The following is a 17,834-nucleotide window of genomic DNA, read 5'->3' as shown; positions in this document are numbered from 1 at the left end:
TTCTTAGGAGTTAAAGCATGTCCCAGTACGTTCCCCAAGCCGACAATCCCGTCGGTTCCCACGTTTTATTGATCGATCCCCGCGCCTCTGTATCTGCCCTGCTGGCCTGTGCCGAGCAGCGCATTCAGGCGGCCAAGAATTTGTTGCGCTGTTTATCGCTGATGAGCGGCCACAGCCATGACCCCCAGGATTTGAGCGCGATTTTCAGGCACAAAAAACCCCGAAGGGCTTACGCCGTTCGGGGCTGTGAATCACCCATGATTTACAACTTGGCGATGGACACTTCAGTGGACTTTACGAACGCGATCACTTCGCTACCGACCACCAGCTCCAGCTCCTTCACCGAGCGGGTGGTGATCACCGAAGTCACGATGCCCGACGCCGTTTGTACGTCGATTTCCGACAGCACGTCGCCCAGTACGATTTCCTTGATGTGGCCTTTGAACTGGTTGCGAACGTTGATGGCTTTAATGGTCATGGTGTCGATTCCTGTCTTGGGATAGAAAGTGGGTTTATTGCGCCCAGCGCAGTTGCGTAGGCAGCGGTGCAACGGGTTCCGGCTCAGGTGGCGAGCCAGGCAGTGCAAGAACACGGTTCAGTACTTCGGTTTCCAGTGCCGCCAGACGATGCGAGCCGCGTAGCCGTGGGCGTTGCAGGTCGACCGTGAGGTCCAGCCCTACCTGGCCTTCTTCAATCAAAATGACACGGTCGGCAATCGCGACGGCTTCGCTCACGTCATGGGTCACCAGCAATACGGTAAAACCATGCTGGCGCCACAGGCGTTCAATCAGTTGCTGCATTTCGATGCGGGTCAGGGCATCCAGCGCGCCCAGCGGCTCGTCAAGCAGCAGCAGGCGCGGTTGGTGGATCAGGGCGCGGGCCAGGGCCACGCGCTGCTTCTGACCGCCCGAAAGTGCTGCCGGCCATTCATTGGCGCGCTCGGCCAGGCCGACTTCTTCCAGTGCCTTGAGCGCCTTTGGCCGCCAGTCGCCCTTAAGGCCCAGACCCACGTTGTCGATGACTTTTTTCCAGGGCAGTAAACGCGCTTCCTGAAACATCAGGCGCGTGTCTTCACGGGCCTCTTGCAGGGGCGCACTACCGGCCAGCAACTGGCCTGCAGTGGGCTGATCCAGGCCGGCCAGCAAACGCATCAGGGTGCTTTTGCCGCACCCGCTGCGGCCTACGATGGCGACAAACTGCCCTGCCGGGATATGCAGGTTGATATCACGTAGCACCAGGCGCTCACCGAAGGCCTTCTGCAAGCCGTTGATGGCCAGCGGTATGCCCTGGCGCAAACGTGGAGGTTGTTGAGCTGTCATGCTGCACCGCCTTTAACCACTTGATACGCCGGGTGCCAGCGCAACCAGATGCGCTCCAGCCCCCGGGCTGCGGTGTCGGCCAGTTTGCCGAGCACTGCGTACAAAACAATCGCCAGCACCACCACGTCGGTTTGCAGGAACTCCCGGGCGTTCATCGCCAGGTAGCCAATGCCGGAGCTGGCGGAGATGGTTTCGGCCACGATCAACGTCAGCCACATAAAGCCCAGGGCAAAGCGCACACCCACCAGGATCGACGGCAGCGCGCCCGGCAAGATCACCTGCCAGAACAGGCTGAAACCGGACAGGCCATAGTTGCGCGCCATTTCCACCAGCGCCGGGTCAACGTTGCGGATACCGTGGTAAGTGTTGAGGTAGATCGGGAATAAAGTCCCCAGCGCCACCAGAAAAATCTTCGCTGACTCGTCGATGCCGAACCACAGGATGACCAGCGGAATCAGCGCCAGATGCGGCACGTTGCGGATCATTTGCACCGAACTGTCGAGCAGGCGTTCACCCCATTTCGACAGGCCGGTGATAAAGCGCCAGCGCCAGACCGATGCTGCCACCGATCACAAAGCCGAGCCCGGCGCGCCAGCCGCTGATGGCCAGGTGTTTCCAGATTTCGCCACTGCGCACCAGCTCGACGCCGGCCGTGATCACGGCACTGGGGGCGGGCAGGATGCGTGTCGACAGCCAGCCCGCTGACACGGACAGCTGCCACACTGCCAGCAGCAAGACCGGCAAGGCCCAGGGCGCCAGGGTGTGACCGATATTTTTGAGGCCCGAGGCCTTGCCTGAACTCATGGCGACCTCAGCTCTGCGACGCGGCTTTAGGGAGGATGTCATTGGCGACCATTTCGCCAAACGGGCTCACGTAGCCTGCACTTTTTGGCAGTTCCGGGCGTTCGATATCCAGGTGCGGGAACAACAACTCGGCCACACGGTAGGACTCTTCCAGGTGCGGGTAACCGGAGAAAATAAAGGTGTCGATGCCCAGGTCGGCGTATTCCTGAACCCGTGCGGCCACGGTCGGACCATCCCCGACCAGCGCCGTACCAGCGCCGCCCCGTACCAGGCCCACGCCTGCCCACAGGTTAGGGCTGACTTCGAGGTTGTCGCGGCTGCCGCCGTGCAGGGCGGCCATACGCTGCTGGCCCACCGAGTCAAAGCGCGACAGCGAGGCCTGGGCACGGGCGATGGTGTCGTCGTCCAGATGCGAGATGAGTTTGTCGGCGGCCTTCCAAGCCTCCTCGTTGGTTTCACGCACAATTACGTGCAAACGAATGCCGAAACGTACGGTGCGGCCCAATTTGGCGGCCTTGGCGCGCACCTGTTCGATTTTTTCTGCAACGGCAGCCGGTGGCTCGCCCCAGGTCAGAACCATTTCCACTTGTTCGGCGGCCAGATCCTGTGCGGCTTCCGAAGACCCGCCGAAATACAGCGGTGGCCGCGGTTGCTGAATCGGCGGGTAAAGCAGCTTGGCGCCTTTGACGGTGATGTGTTCACCATCGTAGTCCACGGTTTCGCCTTCAAGCACACGGCGCCAGATGCGGGTGAACTCTACCGAGGCCTGATAGCGCTCTTCGTGGCTGAGGAACAAACCATCACCGGCCAGCTCTTCCGGGTCGCCGCCGGTGACCAGGTTGAACAGGGCGCGGCCACCGGACAAACGGTCCAGGGTCGCGGCCTGACGCGCTGCAACGGTGGGCGACACAATGCCCGGGCGCAGGGCTACGAGAAATTTCAGGCGCTGGGTTACCGGAATCAGCGAGGCCGCCACCAGCCATGAGTCTTCGCACGAACGACCTGTAGGAATCAGTACCCCGCCAAAGCCCAGGCGGTCAGCGGCTTGCGCGACTTGTTGCAGGTAACCGTAGTCAACGGCGCGGGCGCCTTCGGAGGTGCCAAGGTAATGGCCATCACCGTGGGTAGGCAGGAACCAGAAAATATTGAGGCTCATGGAGTGGTCTCCTAATTAGGGGCAGCAAGCGTTAGTTGGCTTTGGCCAGATTGGCCGGGGGCGTCCAGATCACGTCTTTCACAACCAGCGGCTTGGGGATCAGCTTGAGCTGGTAAAAACTGTCGGCGATTTTTTGCTGCGCGTTGACCACTTCCGGGGTCAGAAACTGTGCGCCGTAGCCCTGGCGTTTGACCGCCGTGAGGGTGATCTCAGGAGACAGGCCCAGCAGTGGTGCGACTTGTTTTGTCACGTCCTCGGGGTGGGCCTTGGCCCATTCGCCAATAGTGCGTACTTCATCGACCAGGGTTTCGATCACCTTGGGGTGCTGTTCGGCATAAGGCTTGGTAGCCAGATAGAACTGATGGTTGTCAGCGATGCCACTGGCGTCACGCAGGGTGCGCGCTTGCAGCTGTTGTTCGGCGGCTGCCTGGTACGGGTCCCAGATTACCCAGGCATCGACACTGCCGCGTTCAAAGGCAGCACGGGCATCGGCGGGGGGCAGGAACACGGTCTGGATATCGGTGTATTTAAGGCCGGCGTCTTCAAGGGCACGCACCAGCAGGTAGTGCACGTTGGAGCCTTTGTTGAGGACGACTTTTTTGCCTTTGAGATCTTTGACCGAGGTGATGGTCGAATCCTTGGGCACCAGAATCGCTTCGCTGGTGGGGGCTGGTGGCTCGTAGGCGACGTAGAGCAAGTCGGCGCCGGCGGCCTGGGCGAACACGGGCGGGGTTTCGCCGGTCACGCCGAAGTCGATGGAGCCCACGTTCAGGCCTTCAAGCAATTGCGGGCCACCGGGGAATTCGGTCCATTGCACGTCAACGCCCTGCTCGGCCAGGCGCTTGTCCAGCGTGCCTTTGGCCTTGAGCAGCATCAGCGTGCCGTATTTCTGATAACCGATGCGCAGGGTATCGGCTTGGGCCTGGGTAACAGCACCGAAGGACACAGCCGCAGCTAAGAGTGCGACCAGACCACGACGCAAAATGACAGGGCGCATGGCGCTCTCCTTTTTTGTTGTTCGGGATTCGGGTAGCACCTGCTGGGCCGTTAGCGGATCAGTAAGGTGGTGGAGCTTTTATCGGTGGGAAAAATGCTGTTTCAGATACTCCAGCGAGCCGTCACCAGACGCTCGTTGAGGATGCTCGGGTCCAGAGGCTTGGGGCGTCGCGCCAGGGCGCTGTAGAACTGTTCGAGTGACTCTTGCAGGCGCTGTTCCAGAATCGGCACCAGTTGCGCTTGTGCGCCGCCTTCGCCGTAAGCAATCTGGCTGTCTTCGGCAAAAATGCCCTGAAGCATTTCCTGGGCCTTGAGTGCCGACAGTACTGGCTTGAGGGCGTAGTCCACGGCCAGCATGTGGGCGATGCTGCCACCGGTGGCGATAGGCAGTACCACTTTGTGGCTCAGGGCGCGTTCGGGCAGCAGGTCGAGCACGGTTTTCAGCGCGCCGCTGAACGAGGCTTTGTACACCGGGGTGGCAATCACCAGGCCATCGGCGTTTTCGATCTGTTGCAGCAGGTCGATGATTTTCGGGCTGTCGAAGCGTGCGTGCAGCAAGTCCTCGGCCGGAAAGTCGCGTACCTGATAGCTCACCACTTCAACGCCTTGCTGGTTGAGCCAGCGTTTGGCGTGGTCCAGCAACACTCCTGAGCGGGAACGTTGGCTTGGGCTTCCTCCGAGTGTCACGACCAGCATCTAGACGTTTCCTTGAATGAATATGTGCAATTCGCTGTCAGCGTTTTCGCTTGAGTGAACAGACCATAACAGGTGATTTATATATCTATAAATCATATTTATTCATTTGTTTATTCTTAAAATGCATATGCCTTTTTGTTAAATCGAAAGCAAAAAAAAGGCCGTCGAAACGGCCAAAAACCCTGTTGAAGACACGGTTGCATGTTTGTGGGAGCAGGCTTGCTCGCGATGGGATCGGCGCGGTGTATCAGAAAAAACCGCGGCGCCATCATCGCGAGCAAGCCCGCTCCCACAGGGTATGAGGTTGGTTTTACTTGTTCGGCTGCGGCGTCAGGCGCAGGTAGGGCTTCACGGCGCGGTAGCCCTTGGGGAAGCGACGCTTGATTTCGTCTTCGTCCTTGAGCGACGGCACGATCACGACCTCGTCACCGTCCTGCCAGTTGGCCGGGGTGGCCACTTTGTGGCTGTCGGTCAGTTGCAACGAGTCGATCACCCGCAAAATTTCGTTGAAGTTGCGACCGGTGCTGGCCGGGTAGGTAATGGTCAGACGGATTTTTTTGTTCGGATCAATCACGAACAACGAGCGCACGGTCAGGGTGTCGCTGGCATTGGGGTGAATCAGGTCGTAGAGGTCAGACACCTTGCGATCGGCATCGGCCAGGATCGGGAAGTTGACCACGGTATTCTGGGTTTCGTTGATGTCTTCGATCCACTTGTGGTGTGAGTCCACCGGGTCTACCGACAGTGCGATGGCTTTGACGCCGCGCTTGGCAAACTCGTCCTTGAGCTTGGCGGTGAAGCCCAGTTCGGTGGTGCACACCGGGGTGAAGTCCGCCGGGTGCGAAAACAACACGCCCCAGCTGTCGCCCAGCCATTCATGGAAACGGATCTTGCCGGCGCTGGAATCCTGTTCGAAATCGGGGGCGATGTCGCCGAGTCTGAGGCTCATGGTGCAGCTCCTTTTTATTGGCAATGGCGGGGCGTGATGGAGCCACTCTGCCTGCCTCTGGAGCTAATTAAAAAGAATAAATATCGATTTGATTAGAACAAAAAGAGATATTAAAAACTGTTTCATTGGACGCAGCCCAGGCGTGGGGCCACTGTGGGTTCTGGTTTAGGCAAGGGGAGCGGCAGGGAGCTGCGACTATTAATGTGTTGCGAATTGACCGTTGAGGTCTTCGGTAAACACCCTGCCCGGCATTGCGCCGGGCAGGATTTTTCTTACTTTGTACTAAATCACGCTTACAGCAACGGGATCGAGTAGCTCACGATCAGACGGTTTTCGTCCTGGTCGCGCTGGCCAGCAATATCGTTGCGCCACATGGCGTTTTTCCACATGAAGCCCAGATTTTTCAGCGTGCCTTCCTGGATCACGTAAGCCACGGTGATATCGCGTTCCCACTCGGAAGAGCCATTGCTGGTTTGCACATTTTTGCTGTTGTAGGTGTCGATATTGTCGCCACGCAGGTAAACCGCGCCCGCCGTCAGGCCAGGTACGCCGACTTTGGCGAAGTCATACGAGTAACGCGCCTGCCAGGTACGCTCGCCAGCACGGGCGAACTTCGAGATCTGCATATCGGTAGGGATGTACGCCGATGCACCGTCGCCCTGGTTCAGGAACGGGAAGTCGCTGCTGCCGTTACTCACCTGATAACCGCCACCAAAGGTGTGACCTTCAACGGTGTACAGGAACAGGCCGCTGATCAGGTTGTTGTCGACCTTGCCCTTGCCGCTACCTGCAGAGCTGTTGGCGTAATCACCGGTGGTGTAATACGCAGAGTCGTGGCCGTTCTTGCCGTCGTCGGTGCTGTTGAAGTAGCGCAGGTCAGATTTCAACACGCCCGGACCGATGGACCAGTTGTGAACCAGGCCCAGGAAGTTTTGTTTGTAGAAATCTTCCAGGTTGCCGTAGTAGTACTGCAGCAACAGGTCTTTGTTGACCTTGTAGTCCACACCGCCGTAGTAGAACTTGTTAACGAACTTGCCCGTAATGGAATTGTTCGCGCCGGCAATCGACAGGCCTTCGTTGTTGCTCGAGTTACGGCCCTTGGCGTGCTCGATCTGGCCGCCGGTGAAGGTCAGGTCCTTGAATTCGCTGGAAGTGATCTGGCCACCCTGGAAGGTTTGCGGCAGCATGCGACCGTCGTTGCTAACGATAACCGGCAGTTTAGGCTGCAGGGTACCGATGCGCAGTTCGGTCTGGGACACCTTGGCTTTTGCGGTCAGGCCCAGGCTGGAGAAATCGTCTACAGCGTGGTTGCCATCGCTTGGGAACACCGAACCGCCATAGTTTGCGCCGTTAGGGTTGCCGTGTTTGCCAGCGCTGGAGTCGAGCTTGACGCCCAACAGGCCAATGGCATCAATACCGAAACCGACTGTGCCCTGGGTGAAGCCCGAAGTGAAGTCCAGCTGGAAGCCCTGGCCCCATTCTTCAGTCTTGCTTTGCGCACCGGCAGCTTTGGTGCCCGAGTCACGGTTATCGTTATTGATATAGAAGTTACGCAGCTTCAGCGTGGCCTTGCTGTCTTCGATAAAGCCGGCAGCGCTGGCTTGTTGTGCCAACAATCCTACGGCCACAGCGATGGCCAAGGTGGACTTGTGCATTGTGTTGCTCCTTTGCGTTTCTAATTTTTGTAGTTCCTCAGCCCCGGATCTGATGCCTGGGTGCTGCAGATGCGCGATTAGCGCCAGACGGTGACCGGCAAGTCAATCGCAACCCATCATGGCTACGACCTTTGTCTAATCATTCGTCGTTTGTGCGCAGATTAATGACTATTTAATAAACCTAAAAAGAATTGTTTCTGATCTTTTCAGATCAAATAGGCATATAGCAGGGTTTCTCCTACACGCGCGCGTGGGAATGCTATCGGTCTTTTGTCTAATTTCTAAACATAATTTCAGGAATCTTTTAATAGCCTTTGGTTCTTAAACATTCGACCTAATCACCCGCTGGCTAAAACGCCCTGGCAGTTAGGGCGCGGGTGCGCGCCTGTATGTTGCGTAACTACATAAGCTAATGCTTAAAAGTTATTTATTTACTGATTCTTAGATCATTTAACCTCGCATCCAGCCGATATCCGGCCACCTGCCGAGGAGCTACCTGATGAAACTGCACTCTCCCCTACGCCTTTTGGCTGCTTTGTCTCTGGCGGGTGCCAGCTTCTTCGCGCAGGCTGCCAGCTCGGATGTCACCGTGGCTTACCAAACCACCGTTGACCCGGCCAAAGTCGCCCAGGCCGACGGTGCTTACGAAAAAGCCACTGACGCCAAGATCAACTGGCGCAAATTCGATAACGGCGCAGACATCATTGCGGCCATTGCCTCGGGTGATGTGCAGATTGCCTACCTGGGTTCGAGCCCGCTCACCGCCGCCGTGACCCGTAACGTACCGGTCGAAACCTTTTTGATCGCCACTCAGTTGGGCGGTTCTGAAGCCCTGGTCGCCCGCAACGGCTCCGGTATCAACGGCCCGCAGGACCTGGTCGGCAAAAAAGTAGCCGTGCCGTTTGTGTCCACCGGTCACTACAGCCTGCTGGCTGCATTGAAGCACTGGAACATCGACCCTTCGAAAGTACAGATTCTGAATCTCGCACCGCCTGCCATTGTCGCGGCCTGGAAGCGTGGCGATATTGACGCCACCTACGTATGGGACCCGGCTTTGGGCACTGCCAAAGAGAACGGCAAAGTGCTGATCACTTCCGGTGAGCTGGGCAAGCTCGGTGCGCCGACTTTTGATGCCTGGATCGTGCGCAAGGACTACGCCGCCAAGCACCCGGAAGTCGTTAAGCAGTTCGCCAAAGTGACTCTGGATGCCTACGCCGACTACCACAAGGACCCTAAAGCCTGGCTGGCCAATCAGGGCAATATCGACAAGGTTGTGAAGCTCTCGGGCGCCAAGGCGGCCGATATCCCGCTGCTGCTGCAAGGCAACGTCTACCCGTTGGCGGCTGATCAGGTGGTATTGCTGGGCGCACCGACTACCAAAGCCCTGGCCGACACTGCTGCCTTCCTGAAAGAGCAGAAAAAAGTCGACGCTGTACTGCCGGACTACGCGCCGTCGGTCAACGCCACTTTTGTTACTCAATAATCAACGCCGCTGAGGAGTCGACCGTCATGGCCTTGTTAACACTGGAGCGCATCAGCGCACAGTACCCGGGCGCCGCTGAGCCGGTGCTGTCGGATATTTCCGTCAGCCTCGGGCCACAGCAACTGCTGGTCGCACTTGGCCCGTCGGGCAGCGGCAAGACCTCCTTGTTGAACCTGATCGCTGGCTTCGTCGAGCCCAGCGCTGGTCGAATTACCCTCGACAACGTACCCGTCCACGGCCCGAGTGCCGAGCGCGGTGTGGTGTTTCAGGATGATGTGTTGCTGCCCTGGCAAGACGTACTGGCCAACGTGGCTTTCGGCCTTGAACTGGCCGGTGTGCCACGGGACAAGCGCGAAGCCCGTGCCCGTGAAATGCTTTCGCTGGTGGATTTGTCCGGCTTTGAAAAGCGCCGCGTATGGGAGCTGTCTGGCGGTCAAAAACAGCGGGTGGGCCTGGCCCGCGCGCTGGCTGCCGACCCTCGCGTATTGCTGATGGATGAGCCCTTCGGTGCCCTCGATGCGTTCACCCGTGAGCAGATGCAGGAACTGTTGCTGCAAGTGTGCCGACGTACCGACAAGCCGGTATTTCTGATTACCCACGACATTGAAGAAGCGGTGTTTCTGGCCACTGACCTGATTTTGCTGGCGCCCAACCCCGGCCGCATTGTTGAGCGTCTGAGCCTGGATTTTGGCCAGCGCTACAACGCTGGCGAATCGGCACGTTCGATCAAGTCCGACCCTCGCTTTATTGAAACCCGTGAGCACGTGCTTGATCGCGTGTTTTCACAACGCGGTGCCGCCCAGCGGCAGGAGCGCGCATGAGCAGTTATGAAGCAGTCGCCGCCAACCCGGTTGCCGCGCCCCACACCCCACGCCCGGTCAAGCGCAGCCTGAGCACACGCTGGATCAGCGTGCTGACCCTCGTCACCCTGATCGCCGTATGGTGGGCCGTTACCGCTGCCGGGCTGATTGAACCCCTGTTTCTGCCGCCGCCCTCTGCCGTGTTGCAAAAAGGCTGGCTGCTGGCGACCACGGGCTATATGGATTCCACCCTGTGGCAGCACCTGGGCGCGAGCTTGAGCCGTATCGGCCTGGGTCTGGGCTTTGCGATTCTGACAGCAGTGCCGGTGGGCATCGCCATTGGCCACAACCGCATTGCGCGGGGGATTTTCGATCCGCTGATCGAGTTCTATCGCCCAATCCCGCCATTGGCCTATTTGCCACTGATCGTGATCTGGTGCGGTATTGGCGAGCTGTCGAAAGTGCTGCTGATTTACCTGGCGATTTTCGCCCCGATCGCGATTGCCACCGCCACCGGCGTGCGTACCGTTGACCCGGCCAAGGTCCGTGCTGCGCAGTCGTTGGGTGCGACGCGCTGGCAGTTGATTCGCCATGTGATTTTGCCGAGCGCCTTGCCGGATATCTTGACCGGTGTGCGTATCGGTCTGGGCGTGGGCTGGTCGACGCTGGTGGCCGCCGAACTGATCGCCGCCGCCAGTGGCCTGGGTTTTATGGTGCAGTCCGCCGCGCAGTTCCTGGTGACCGATGTGGTGGTACTGGGGATTCTGGTGATAGCCATCATCGCCTTTGCCATGGAAATGGGCCTGCGCGCCCTGCAACGCAAGCTGGTGCCGTGGCACGGCCAGGCTCACTAACAACAGAACTCGACGCTGATTAATCGGCGCGCTGATTAAGAGAGAGATCATGAGCCTGACCATTACCCCGATTAGCTCTGCCCTGGGCGCCCAGATTGAGGGTGTCGACCTGACTCAACCGCTGAGCCTTGAGCACCGTGATGCCATCGAGCAAGCATTGCTTGAGCATCATGTGGTGTTTTTCAAGAACCAGTCGATTACACCGCAGCAGCAGGCCCGTTTTGCCGCCAATTTTGGCGACCTGCATATTCACCCGATCTACCCCAACGTGCCTGGCCAGCCGGAAGTGCTGGTGCTGGACACCGCCGTGACCGACGTGCGTGACAACGCGGTATGGCACACCGACGTGACCTTTTTGCCAACCCCGGCCATGGGCGCGGTATTGAGTGCCAAGCAACTGCCGGCTTTTGGTGGTGACACGTTGTGGGCAGCCGGTATTGCCGCTTTTGAAGGGTTGTCGAAACCGTTGCAGGTGCTGCTCGATGGACTGACCGCAACCCACGATTTCACCAAGTCATTCCCGCTGGAGCGCTTTGGTTCGACCCCGGAAGATTTGGCACGCTGGGAACAGACCCGCAAAAATAACCCGCCGCTGTCGCACCCGGTAATCCGCACCCACCCGGTAAGCGGGCGCAAGTCGTTGTTCGTCAACGAAGGTTTCACCACGCGCATCAATGAACTGTCTGAAGCAGAGAGCGAAGCGATCCTGAAGTTGCTGTTTGCCCATGCCACCCGCCCGGAATACACCATTCGCTGGCGCTGGCAGGAGAACGATGTGGCGTTTTGGGATAACCGCGTAACCCAGCATTACGCCGTGGACGATTACCGTCCGAACCGACGTGTGATGCACCGTGCAACGATTTTGGGTGATGCTCCGTTCTGATGGGCGCGGGATGACGTGTAGCCGCTGACGAGCGCAGCGGCATGAACACTGCAACTGTGGGAGCGAGCCTGCTCGCGAAGGTCGTTCGCGAGCAGGCTCGCTCCCACAATAGGGCTTGACCTGCAACAGAGTATCTACAGGTTTACCGTCGGGCTCTTGCGTTTCGGCAAAAACGGCGGCAAATACAACCCCAGATAAGCATCCACCACGCGCATGCCTTCTTCGGCCATACGCGGGGTGATGCTGTCGTGCAGCTGGATGGAGCGTGCATACACGCGGTCGCCCAGCTCCATCGCCAGGGCAAACACGTCCACGTCCTGTGGCAGTGCTGGCAATTCAAAGTGGCGCATAAACAGCGCGTGCATCAATTGCCCCAGCTCAAGGTCGTGCTGGCGGTCGGCTTGTGTGACTTCGGTAAGGCCATGCTGGGCGAGAATTAACTGCCGGGCGGCTGCATCTTCGTTGTAGATCGTCAGCATCCGGTGTTCAACAATGTGCGAAAGATCACGCCAGTCTTTCAACGCATCATGCTCGATCTGCGCCTGCAGACAGGCGCGGAAGGCTGCGTGAATATCACCGGTCAGCGCCTCAAGGAGCGCGGGTACGCCCGCGAAAAAGTGATAGACCGACGATGGCGGGATTTGTGCGTGCTCTGCCACGTTGTAAATCGACAGGCTGGATACGCCCTGCGCCGTCAGCAGCGTGCGGGCAGCGTCAAGTATCGTGTCGATGCGGCCCTGGCTGCGAGCGCGTGGCTTTCGGGGTGTGGCGCGGCTGGACATCAGCGTCTCCTCAAGGGCAGCCGGCATTGTAGACCTGTGAGCATGAAAAAACGCCGCGGGCTGTAAGGCCGGCGGCGTTTTTCGTGGACTGCAATCGCTTACACGGTATGCAAGTACCAGTTGTATTCGAGATCGGAGATGGAGTGTTCAAACTCTTCCAGCTCGCTCTCTTTACAGGCGACAAAAATATCGATGTATTTCGGGTCGATATATTTGGCCATCACTTCGCTGTCATCCAGCTCACGCAATGCATCGCGCAGGTTGTTCGGCAGGCTTTGCTCGTTTTGCTCGTAGCTGTTGCCTTCGACGGGTGCGCCCGGTTCGATCTTGTTGGTCAGACCGTGGTGAACACCGGCCAGCACAGAGGCCATCAACAGATACGGGTTGGCATCGGCACCGGCAACCCGGTGTTCGATCCGTACCGAGTCGGCCGAGCCGGTCGGAACGCGAATGGCCACGGTACGGTTGTCCAGGCCCCAGCACGGCGAGTTGGGCACATAGAACTGTGCGCCGAAACGACGGTAGGAGTTCACGTTGGGGCAAAGGAACGCCATCTGTGCCGGTAGGGTCTCGAGCACACCGCCGATCGCGTGACGCAATGCGGCGTTCTGCTCGGGATCCTCGCTGGCAAAAATATTTTTGCCGTCTTTGTCCAGAATCGAAATATGAACGTGTAGCCCGTTGCCCGCCTGGCCCGGATAAGGCTTGGCCATGAATGTGGTGTCCATCTCATGGTCGTAGGCGATGTTTTTGATCAGACGCTTGAGCAGTACCGCGTAGTCGCAGGCCTTGATGGGGTCGGCAACGTGGTGCAGGTTCACTTCGAACTGCGCCGGGGCACTTTCTTTAACGATGGCGTCAGCCGGGATGCCTTGCTCTTTGGCACCTTCCAGAATGTCCTGGAGGCAGTCGACGTATTCATCGAGGTCGTCGATCAGGTAAACCTGAGTCGAATGCGGGCGTTTGCCGGAGATCGGCGAACGTGGCGGCTGCGGGCGACCGTTAACGTTCTCCTGGTCGATCAGGTAGAACTCCAGCTCGAAAGCGGCGCAAATGGTCAGGCCCAGTTCGTCAAATTTGGTAACAACTTGACGCAGTACTTCGCGAGGGTCGGCGAAGAAAGGTTCACCTTCAAGTTCGTGCATCGTCATCAGCAGTTGCGCGGTAGGGCGCTTTTGCCAGGGTTCGTTGCACAGGGTGTCGGGGATGGGATAACAGATTCTGTCTGCGTCACCGATATCCAGACCCAGGCCGGTGCTTTCCACCGTTGAGCCATTGATATCCAGTGCAAACAGAGAGGCAGGCAGGTTGATGCCTTTCTCGTAAACCTTGTGCAGGCTGGTGCGTTCGATGCGCTTGCCGCGCACCACACCATTCATATCCGCAATGAGAAGGTCTACGTACAGAACCTCAGGATGATCCTTAAGGAACGCGTTCGCTTCGTTAAGCTGAACGGCACGCGGGGGTACCGACATGATGCAACACCTTTGTTGTTAAAAATATCAATCATTGAGCGCTACGGGATTCAGTCAACCCGAACGGCATACCGAAGTCAAGCAGCCTCTTTTTTGCCCTGAAAAAGCGCCGGAAGGCCATTTTTGACGCTTTTTGGGGCGTATTTGTTCTGTTTTGACGGGTGGCGCCCGCAGGCTTGAGCGGGCCGTGTTGTATTTTTTACGGGGGTGTTGTGTAAAAAAATGAACAAGGCTAAGCTCGATTCAAACCCATAACAGCAATAATACCGGGGTGTTACATGTCACGCCTGCCGTTAATCGGCGTCACCGCCTGCACCAAGCAGATCGGTTTGCATCCTTATCACATCACTGGCGATAAGTACGTGCGAGCAGTTGCAGTGGCCGCCAAAGGCTTGCCCCTGATCATTCCGTCACTGGCGGAACTGATTGATCCGACCGATATTATTGACGGTCTGGACGGCCTGCTCTTTACCGGGTCGCCTTCCAATATTGAACCCCACTTGTATCACGGCCCCGCCAGCGCACCAGACACGCTGCATGATCCCGAGCGTGATCGCACCACCCTTCCGCTGATTCGTGCTGCATTGGCAGCGGGCGTTCCGGTGCTCGGCATTTGCCGCGGCTTTCAGGAGTTGAATGTAGCTCTGGGTGGCTCACTTCACCAGAAATTGCATGAAGTCGAAGGTTTTATCGAACATCGCGAAGACCCCAGTGCCCCTGTTGAGGTGCAATATGCGCCGAGCCACGCCATGCACGTCCAGCCGGGCGGAGTGTTGGCAGCTTTGGGCTTGCCCACGGAGTTCGAGGTCAACTCGATTCATACCCAGGGTATCGATCGCCTGGCCCCCGGTTTACGCGCAGAAGCCCTTGCACCGGACGGTCTGGTCGAAGCCGTGTCGGTCAAAGACGGCAAGGCTTTTGCTTTGGCGGTTCAGTGGCACCCCGAATGGCAGGTAAGCTCCAACCCGATTTACCTCGCCATCTTCCAGGCATTTGGAGATGCCTGCAGACGGCGCGCAACACAACGCGACGCAGATGCGTCAGTAAACGCCTGACTTATTCAAGTCAGGACACTCAGCCCAGAGGCATTTATGAGTAACAACCTCGACCAGCTCACCGATTGGTTGAAAGACCACAAGATCACAGAAGTCGAATGCATGATCGCCGACCTTACCGGGATTACTCGCGGCAAGATCTCGCCGACCAACAAGTTCATTGCCGAAAAGGGCATGCGCCTGCCCGAAAGCGTATTGCTGCAAACCGTAACGGGCGACTATGTCGAAGACGACATCTATTACGAACTCCTCGATCCGGCCGACATCGACATGGTCTGCCGTCCCGATCAGAACGCAGTCTTTGTGGTGCCGTGGGCAATTGAGCCAACTGCTCAGGTGATTCACGACACCTACGACAAGCAGGGCAACCCGATCGAGCTGTCGCCGCGCAACGTGCTTAAAAAGGTCCTCAAACTCTACGCCGACCATGGCTGGCAGCCGATCGTGGCGCCGGAGATGGAGTTTTACCTGACCAAGCGCAGTGACGACCCGGATTACCCGTTGCAGCCGCCTGTGGGCCGCTCCGGCCGCCCGGAAACCGGTCGTCAGTCCTTCTCCATTGAAGCGGCCAACGAATTCGACCCGTTGTTCGAAGACGTATACGACTGGTGCGAACTGCAAAAGCTGGATCTGGACACGTTGATCCACGAAGACGGCACGGCGCAGATGGAAATCAACTTCCGTCACGGCGACGCACTGTCCCTGGCCGACCAGATTCTGGTGTTCAAGCGCACCATGCGCGAAGCCGCGCTCAAGCACGATGTCGCCGCCACGTTCATGGCCAAACCCATGACCGGCGAGCCTGGCAGTGCCATGCATTTGCACCAGAGCATCATCGATATCAACACCGGCAAAAACATCTTCTCCAATGAAGATGGAACCATGAGCGACCTGTTCCTGAACCACATCGGCGGGCTGCAGAAGTTCATTCCAGAGCTGTTGCCGCTGTTTGCTCCGAATGTGAACTCGTTCCGCCGTTTCTTGCCTGATACCTCGGCGCCGGTAAACGTGGAGTGGGGCGAGGAGAACCGTACCGTGGGTTTGCGCGTACCGGATGCCGGGCCGCAGAACCGTCGTGTCGAAAACCGCCTGCCGGGCGCCGATGCCAACCCGTACCTGGCCATTGCCGCCAGCCTGCTGTGTGGCTACATCGGCATGGTCGAAGGCATCAACCCGAGTGCGCCGGTAGTGGGCCGTGGGTACGAGCGCCGCAACCTGCGCTTGCCGTTGACCATTGAAGACGCCCTGGAGCGTATGGAAAACAGCAAGACGGTCGAGAAGTACCTGGGCACCAAGTTCATCACCGGCTACGTGGCAGTCAAACGTGCCGAACATGAAAACTTCAAGCGCGTCATCAGTTCGTGGGAGCGGGAATTCCTGCTGTTCGCCGTCTGACACGCTGGAGGGGCGAGCCAGGAAGGCGCCGCCCCCTCCTCTACTGACTAAAGGAGAGCCGTATGACCAACAAGAACCCGCAAACCCTCGAATGGCAACAACTGAGCAACGATCACCACCTGGCACCGTTCAGTGACTTCAAACAGTTGAAAGAAGTCGGCCCACGCATCATCACTCACGCCAAGGGCGTGTACCTGTGGGACAGCGAAGGCCACAAGATTCTCGACGGCATGGCCGGCCTGTGGTGTGTTGCCATCGGCTATGGCCGTGACGAGCTGGCTGAAGCGGCCAGCAAGCAAATGCGTGAACTGCCGTACTACAACCTGTTTTTCATGACCGCCCACCCGCCGGTCCTTGAACTGTCCAAAGCCATCGCCGAGATCGCACCTGAAGGCATGAACCATGTGTTCTTCACCGGCTCAGGCTCTGAGGGCAACGACACCATGCTGCGCATGGTTCGCCATTACTGGGCGATCAAGGGCCAGCCGAATAAAAAGACCATCATCAGCCGCAAAAACGGCTACCACGGTTCTACCGTGGCCGGTGCCAGCCTGGGCGGCATGACCTACATGCACGAACAGGGCGATTTGCCGATTCCGGGCATTACCCACATCCCGCAACCGTACTGGTTCGGTGAAGGTGGCGATATGTCCCCGGAAGAGTTCGGCATCTGGGCGGCCAATCAGCTTGAAGAAAAAATCCTCGAACTGGGCGTCGACACTGTCGGTGCCTTTATTGCCGAGCCGATCCAGGGCGCGGGCGGTGTGATTGTGCCGCCAGCCACCTACTGGCCACGCATCAAGGAAATCCTGGCCAAGTACGACATCCTGTTCGTGGCCGATGAAGTGATTTGTGGTTTTGGTCGCACCGGCGAGTGGTTCGGCAGTGATTTCTACGACCTCAAGCCGGACATGATGACCATCGCCAAGGGCCTGACCTCGGGCTACATCCCGATGGGCGGCCTGATCGTGCGCGACGAAGTGGTGGCGGTGCTGAATGAGGGCGGCGATTTCAACCACGGCTTCACCTACTCGGGTCACCCGGTAGCTGCCGCCGTGGCACTGGAAAACATCCGCATCCTGCGCGAAGAAAAAATTGTCGAGAAGGTGCATGCCGAAACGGCACCGTATTTGCAAAAGCGTCTGCGTGAACTGAACGATCACCCGTTGGTGGGCGAAGTGCGTGGTGTGGGCATGCTGGGTGCCATTGAGCTGGTACAGGACAAAGCCACACGCAAGCGTTACGAAGGCCGTGGTGTCGGCATGATCTGCCGGCAGTTCTGTTTTGATAACGGTCTGATCATGCGTGCCGTGGGTGACACCATGATCATCTCGCCGCCATTGGTGATCAGCAAGGACGAGATCGACGAGCTGGTGACCAAGGCGCGTAAGTGCCTGGATCTGACCTTGGAAACTTTGCAAGGTTAACTGCTAGGCTTTGAGCGCAGGAGAACTGCTGTTTTAAAGCAGGCAATTGCGCTCAGAGCCTTAAGAATCAAGGCTCTTCCCTTGAAAGCCTGCCCCGGATCTTGC

16 protein-coding genes and 1 pseudogene are annotated in these 17,834 nt (G+C 58.2%); 7 read left to right on the top strand and 10 right to left on the bottom strand.

Annotation, left to right across the window (positions count from 1 at the left end):
• Nucleotides 1–262 precede the first annotated feature (262 nt).
• The 8 genes and pseudogenes from EQV96_RS16385 to EQV96_RS16350 all read right to left on the bottom strand — a co-directional run bounded on the left by EQV96_RS16385 (nt 263) and on the right by EQV96_RS16350 (nt 7,575).
• Nucleotides 263–478, bottom strand: a complete 216-nt coding sequence (locus EQV96_RS16385) for a TOBE domain-containing protein (RefSeq protein WP_003444581.1) — start codon at nt 476–478, stop codon at nt 263–265.
• Nucleotides 479–512: 34 nt separating this feature from the next.
• On the bottom strand, nt 513–1,319 hold the full coding sequence (gene ssuB / locus EQV96_RS16380) for an aliphatic sulfonates ABC transporter ATP-binding protein (RefSeq protein WP_095017916.1): 807 nt from the start codon (nt 1,317–1,319) through the stop codon (nt 513–515).
• Nucleotides 1,316–2,123, bottom strand: a pseudogene (ssuC, locus tag EQV96_RS16375) (aliphatic sulfonate ABC transporter permease SsuC). The gene ssuB and the pseudogene ssuC overlap by 4 nt, the downstream one beginning before the upstream one ends.
• A gap of 7 nt (nt 2,124–2,130) precedes the next feature.
• Nucleotides 2,131–3,279 (bottom strand): FMNH2-dependent alkanesulfonate monooxygenase, encoded by a 1,149-nt coding sequence (gene ssuD, locus EQV96_RS16370; protein WP_016782830.1) that lies wholly within the window; start codon nt 3,277–3,279, stop codon nt 2,131–2,133.
• A gap of 31 nt (nt 3,280–3,310) precedes the next feature.
• Entirely contained in the window at nt 3,311–4,276 is a 966-nt protein-coding gene (locus EQV96_RS16365; protein ID WP_095017915.1) for a sulfonate ABC transporter substrate-binding protein, read from the bottom strand.
• 101 nt (nt 4,277–4,377) lie between these two features.
• Nucleotides 4,378–4,971, bottom strand: a complete 594-nt coding sequence (gene ssuE / locus EQV96_RS16360) for an NADPH-dependent FMN reductase (RefSeq protein ID WP_094999605.1) — start codon at nt 4,969–4,971, stop codon at nt 4,378–4,380.
• A gap of 310 nt (nt 4,972–5,281) precedes the next feature.
• Entirely contained in the window at nt 5,282–5,920 is a 639-nt protein-coding gene (locus EQV96_RS16355; RefSeq protein ID WP_083369699.1) for a peroxiredoxin, read from the bottom strand.
• Nucleotides 5,921–6,213: 293 nt separating this feature from the next.
• Nucleotides 6,214–7,575 (bottom strand): OprD family porin, encoded by a 1,362-nt coding sequence (locus tag EQV96_RS16350; protein ID WP_095017914.1) that lies wholly within the window; start codon nt 7,573–7,575, stop codon nt 6,214–6,216.
• A gap of 499 nt (nt 7,576–8,074) precedes the next feature.
• Between EQV96_RS16350 and tauA the strand changes: the two genes are divergently transcribed.
• Genes tauA through tauD form a run of 4 tightly spaced genes read left to right on the top strand, consistent with a single transcriptional unit; the run spans nt 8,075 to nt 11,595 of the window.
• Nucleotides 8,075–9,058 carry a taurine ABC transporter substrate-binding protein gene (gene tauA, locus EQV96_RS16345; protein ID WP_094999607.1) on the top strand — a complete coding sequence of 328 codons (984 nt, stop codon included), beginning with the start codon at nt 8,075–8,077 and terminating at the stop codon, nt 9,056–9,058.
• A 26-nt stretch (nt 9,059–9,084) separates the two neighbouring features.
• On the top strand, nt 9,085–9,879 hold the full coding sequence (gene tauB, locus EQV96_RS16340) for a taurine ABC transporter ATP-binding subunit (protein WP_094999608.1): 795 nt from the start codon (nt 9,085–9,087) through the stop codon (nt 9,877–9,879).
• Nucleotides 9,876–10,712: a taurine ABC transporter permease TauC gene (tauC, locus tag EQV96_RS16335; protein ID WP_240882193.1), complete on the top strand. Its 837-nt coding sequence runs from the start codon at nt 9,876–9,878 to the stop codon at nt 10,710–10,712. The genes tauB and tauC overlap by 4 nt, the downstream gene beginning before the upstream one ends.
• A gap of 49 nt (nt 10,713–10,761) precedes the next feature.
• Complete coding sequence (tauD, locus tag EQV96_RS16330; protein WP_095017913.1) at nt 10,762–11,595, top strand: taurine dioxygenase; 834 nt, start codon at nt 10,762–10,764, stop codon at nt 11,593–11,595.
• A gap of 134 nt (nt 11,596–11,729) precedes the next feature.
• Here tauD and EQV96_RS16325 read toward each other — a convergent pair whose 3' ends face one another.
• Entirely contained in the window at nt 11,730–12,377 is a 648-nt protein-coding gene (locus EQV96_RS16325) for a TetR/AcrR family transcriptional regulator (RefSeq protein WP_240882192.1), read from the bottom strand.
• A 98-nt stretch (nt 12,378–12,475) separates the two neighbouring features.
• The gene (locus EQV96_RS16320) at nt 12,476–13,852 is read right to left on the bottom strand and encodes a glutamine synthetase family protein (RefSeq protein ID WP_094999612.1); all 1,377 of its coding nucleotides are present in this window, start codon (nt 13,850–13,852) and stop codon (nt 12,476–12,478) included.
• 278 nt (nt 13,853–14,130) lie between these two features.
• Between EQV96_RS16320 and EQV96_RS16315 the strand changes: the two genes are divergently transcribed.
• The 3 genes from EQV96_RS16315 (at nt 14,131) to EQV96_RS16305 (ending at nt 17,729) form a co-directional block, all read left to right on the top strand.
• Entirely contained in the window at nt 14,131–14,907 is a 777-nt protein-coding gene (locus EQV96_RS16315) for a gamma-glutamyl-gamma-aminobutyrate hydrolase family protein (protein ID WP_095017911.1), read from the top strand.
• Between the two features lie 36 nt (nt 14,908–14,943).
• Nucleotides 14,944–16,302, top strand: a complete 1,359-nt coding sequence (locus EQV96_RS16310; RefSeq protein ID WP_094999614.1) for a glutamine synthetase family protein — start codon at nt 14,944–14,946, stop codon at nt 16,300–16,302.
• Nucleotides 16,303–16,364: 62 nt separating this feature from the next.
• On the top strand, nt 16,365–17,729 hold the full coding sequence (locus EQV96_RS16305; protein ID WP_094999615.1) for an aspartate aminotransferase family protein: 1,365 nt from the start codon (nt 16,365–16,367) through the stop codon (nt 17,727–17,729).
• Nucleotides 17,730–17,834: the final 105 nt, after the last annotated feature.

The sequence above is a fragment of the Pseudomonas sp. TMW22080 genome, from assembly GCF_022496745.1.
Lineage (GTDB): Bacteria > Pseudomonadota > Gammaproteobacteria > Pseudomonadales > Pseudomonadaceae > Aquipseudomonas > Aquipseudomonas bubulae.
The sequence above is the reverse complement of the archived record's forward strand: the minus strand, read 5'-3'. Positions and strand labels throughout refer to the sequence as shown.

Bases quoted from the DNA above. Each gene is read 5' to 3' on its own strand.
- EQV96_RS16385 (WP_003444581.1), bottom strand. From the start codon at position 478: ATGACCATTAAAGCCATCAACGTTCGCAACCAGTTCAAAGGCCACATC.
- ssuB (WP_095017916.1), bottom strand. From the start codon at position 1,319: ATGACAGCTCAACAACCTCCACGTTTGCGCCAGGGCATACCGCTGGCC.
- ssuD (WP_016782830.1), bottom strand. From the start codon at position 3,279: ATGAGCCTCAATATTTTCTGGTTCCTGCCTACCCACGGTGATGGCCAT.
- EQV96_RS16365 (WP_095017915.1), bottom strand. From the start codon at position 4,276: ATGCGCCCTGTCATTTTGCGTCGTGGTCTGGTCGCACTCTTAGCTGCG.
- ssuE (WP_094999605.1), bottom strand. From the start codon at position 4,971: ATGCTGGTCGTGACACTCGGAGGAAGCCCAAGCCAACGTTCCCGCTCA.
- EQV96_RS16355 (WP_083369699.1), bottom strand. From the start codon at position 5,920: ATGAGCCTCAGACTCGGCGACATCGCCCCCGATTTCGAACAGGATTCC.
- EQV96_RS16350 (WP_095017914.1), bottom strand. From the start codon at position 7,575: ATGCACAAGTCCACCTTGGCCATCGCTGTGGCCGTAGGATTGTTGGCA.
- tauA (WP_094999607.1), top strand. From the start codon at position 8,075: ATGAAACTGCACTCTCCCCTACGCCTTTTGGCTGCTTTGTCTCTGGCG.
- tauB (WP_094999608.1), top strand. From the start codon at position 9,085: ATGGCCTTGTTAACACTGGAGCGCATCAGCGCACAGTACCCGGGCGCC.
- tauC (WP_240882193.1), top strand. From the start codon at position 9,876: ATGAGCAGTTATGAAGCAGTCGCCGCCAACCCGGTTGCCGCGCCCCAC.
- tauD (WP_095017913.1), top strand. From the start codon at position 10,762: ATGAGCCTGACCATTACCCCGATTAGCTCTGCCCTGGGCGCCCAGATT.
- EQV96_RS16325 (WP_240882192.1), bottom strand. From the start codon at position 12,377: ATGTCCAGCCGCGCCACACCCCGAAAGCCACGCGCTCGCAGCCAGGGC.
- EQV96_RS16320 (WP_094999612.1), bottom strand. From the start codon at position 13,852: ATGTCGGTACCCCCGCGTGCCGTTCAGCTTAACGAAGCGAACGCGTTC.
- EQV96_RS16315 (WP_095017911.1), top strand. From the start codon at position 14,131: ATGTCACGCCTGCCGTTAATCGGCGTCACCGCCTGCACCAAGCAGATC.
- EQV96_RS16310 (WP_094999614.1), top strand. From the start codon at position 14,944: ATGAGTAACAACCTCGACCAGCTCACCGATTGGTTGAAAGACCACAAG.
- EQV96_RS16305 (WP_094999615.1), top strand. From the start codon at position 16,365: ATGACCAACAAGAACCCGCAAACCCTCGAATGGCAACAACTGAGCAAC.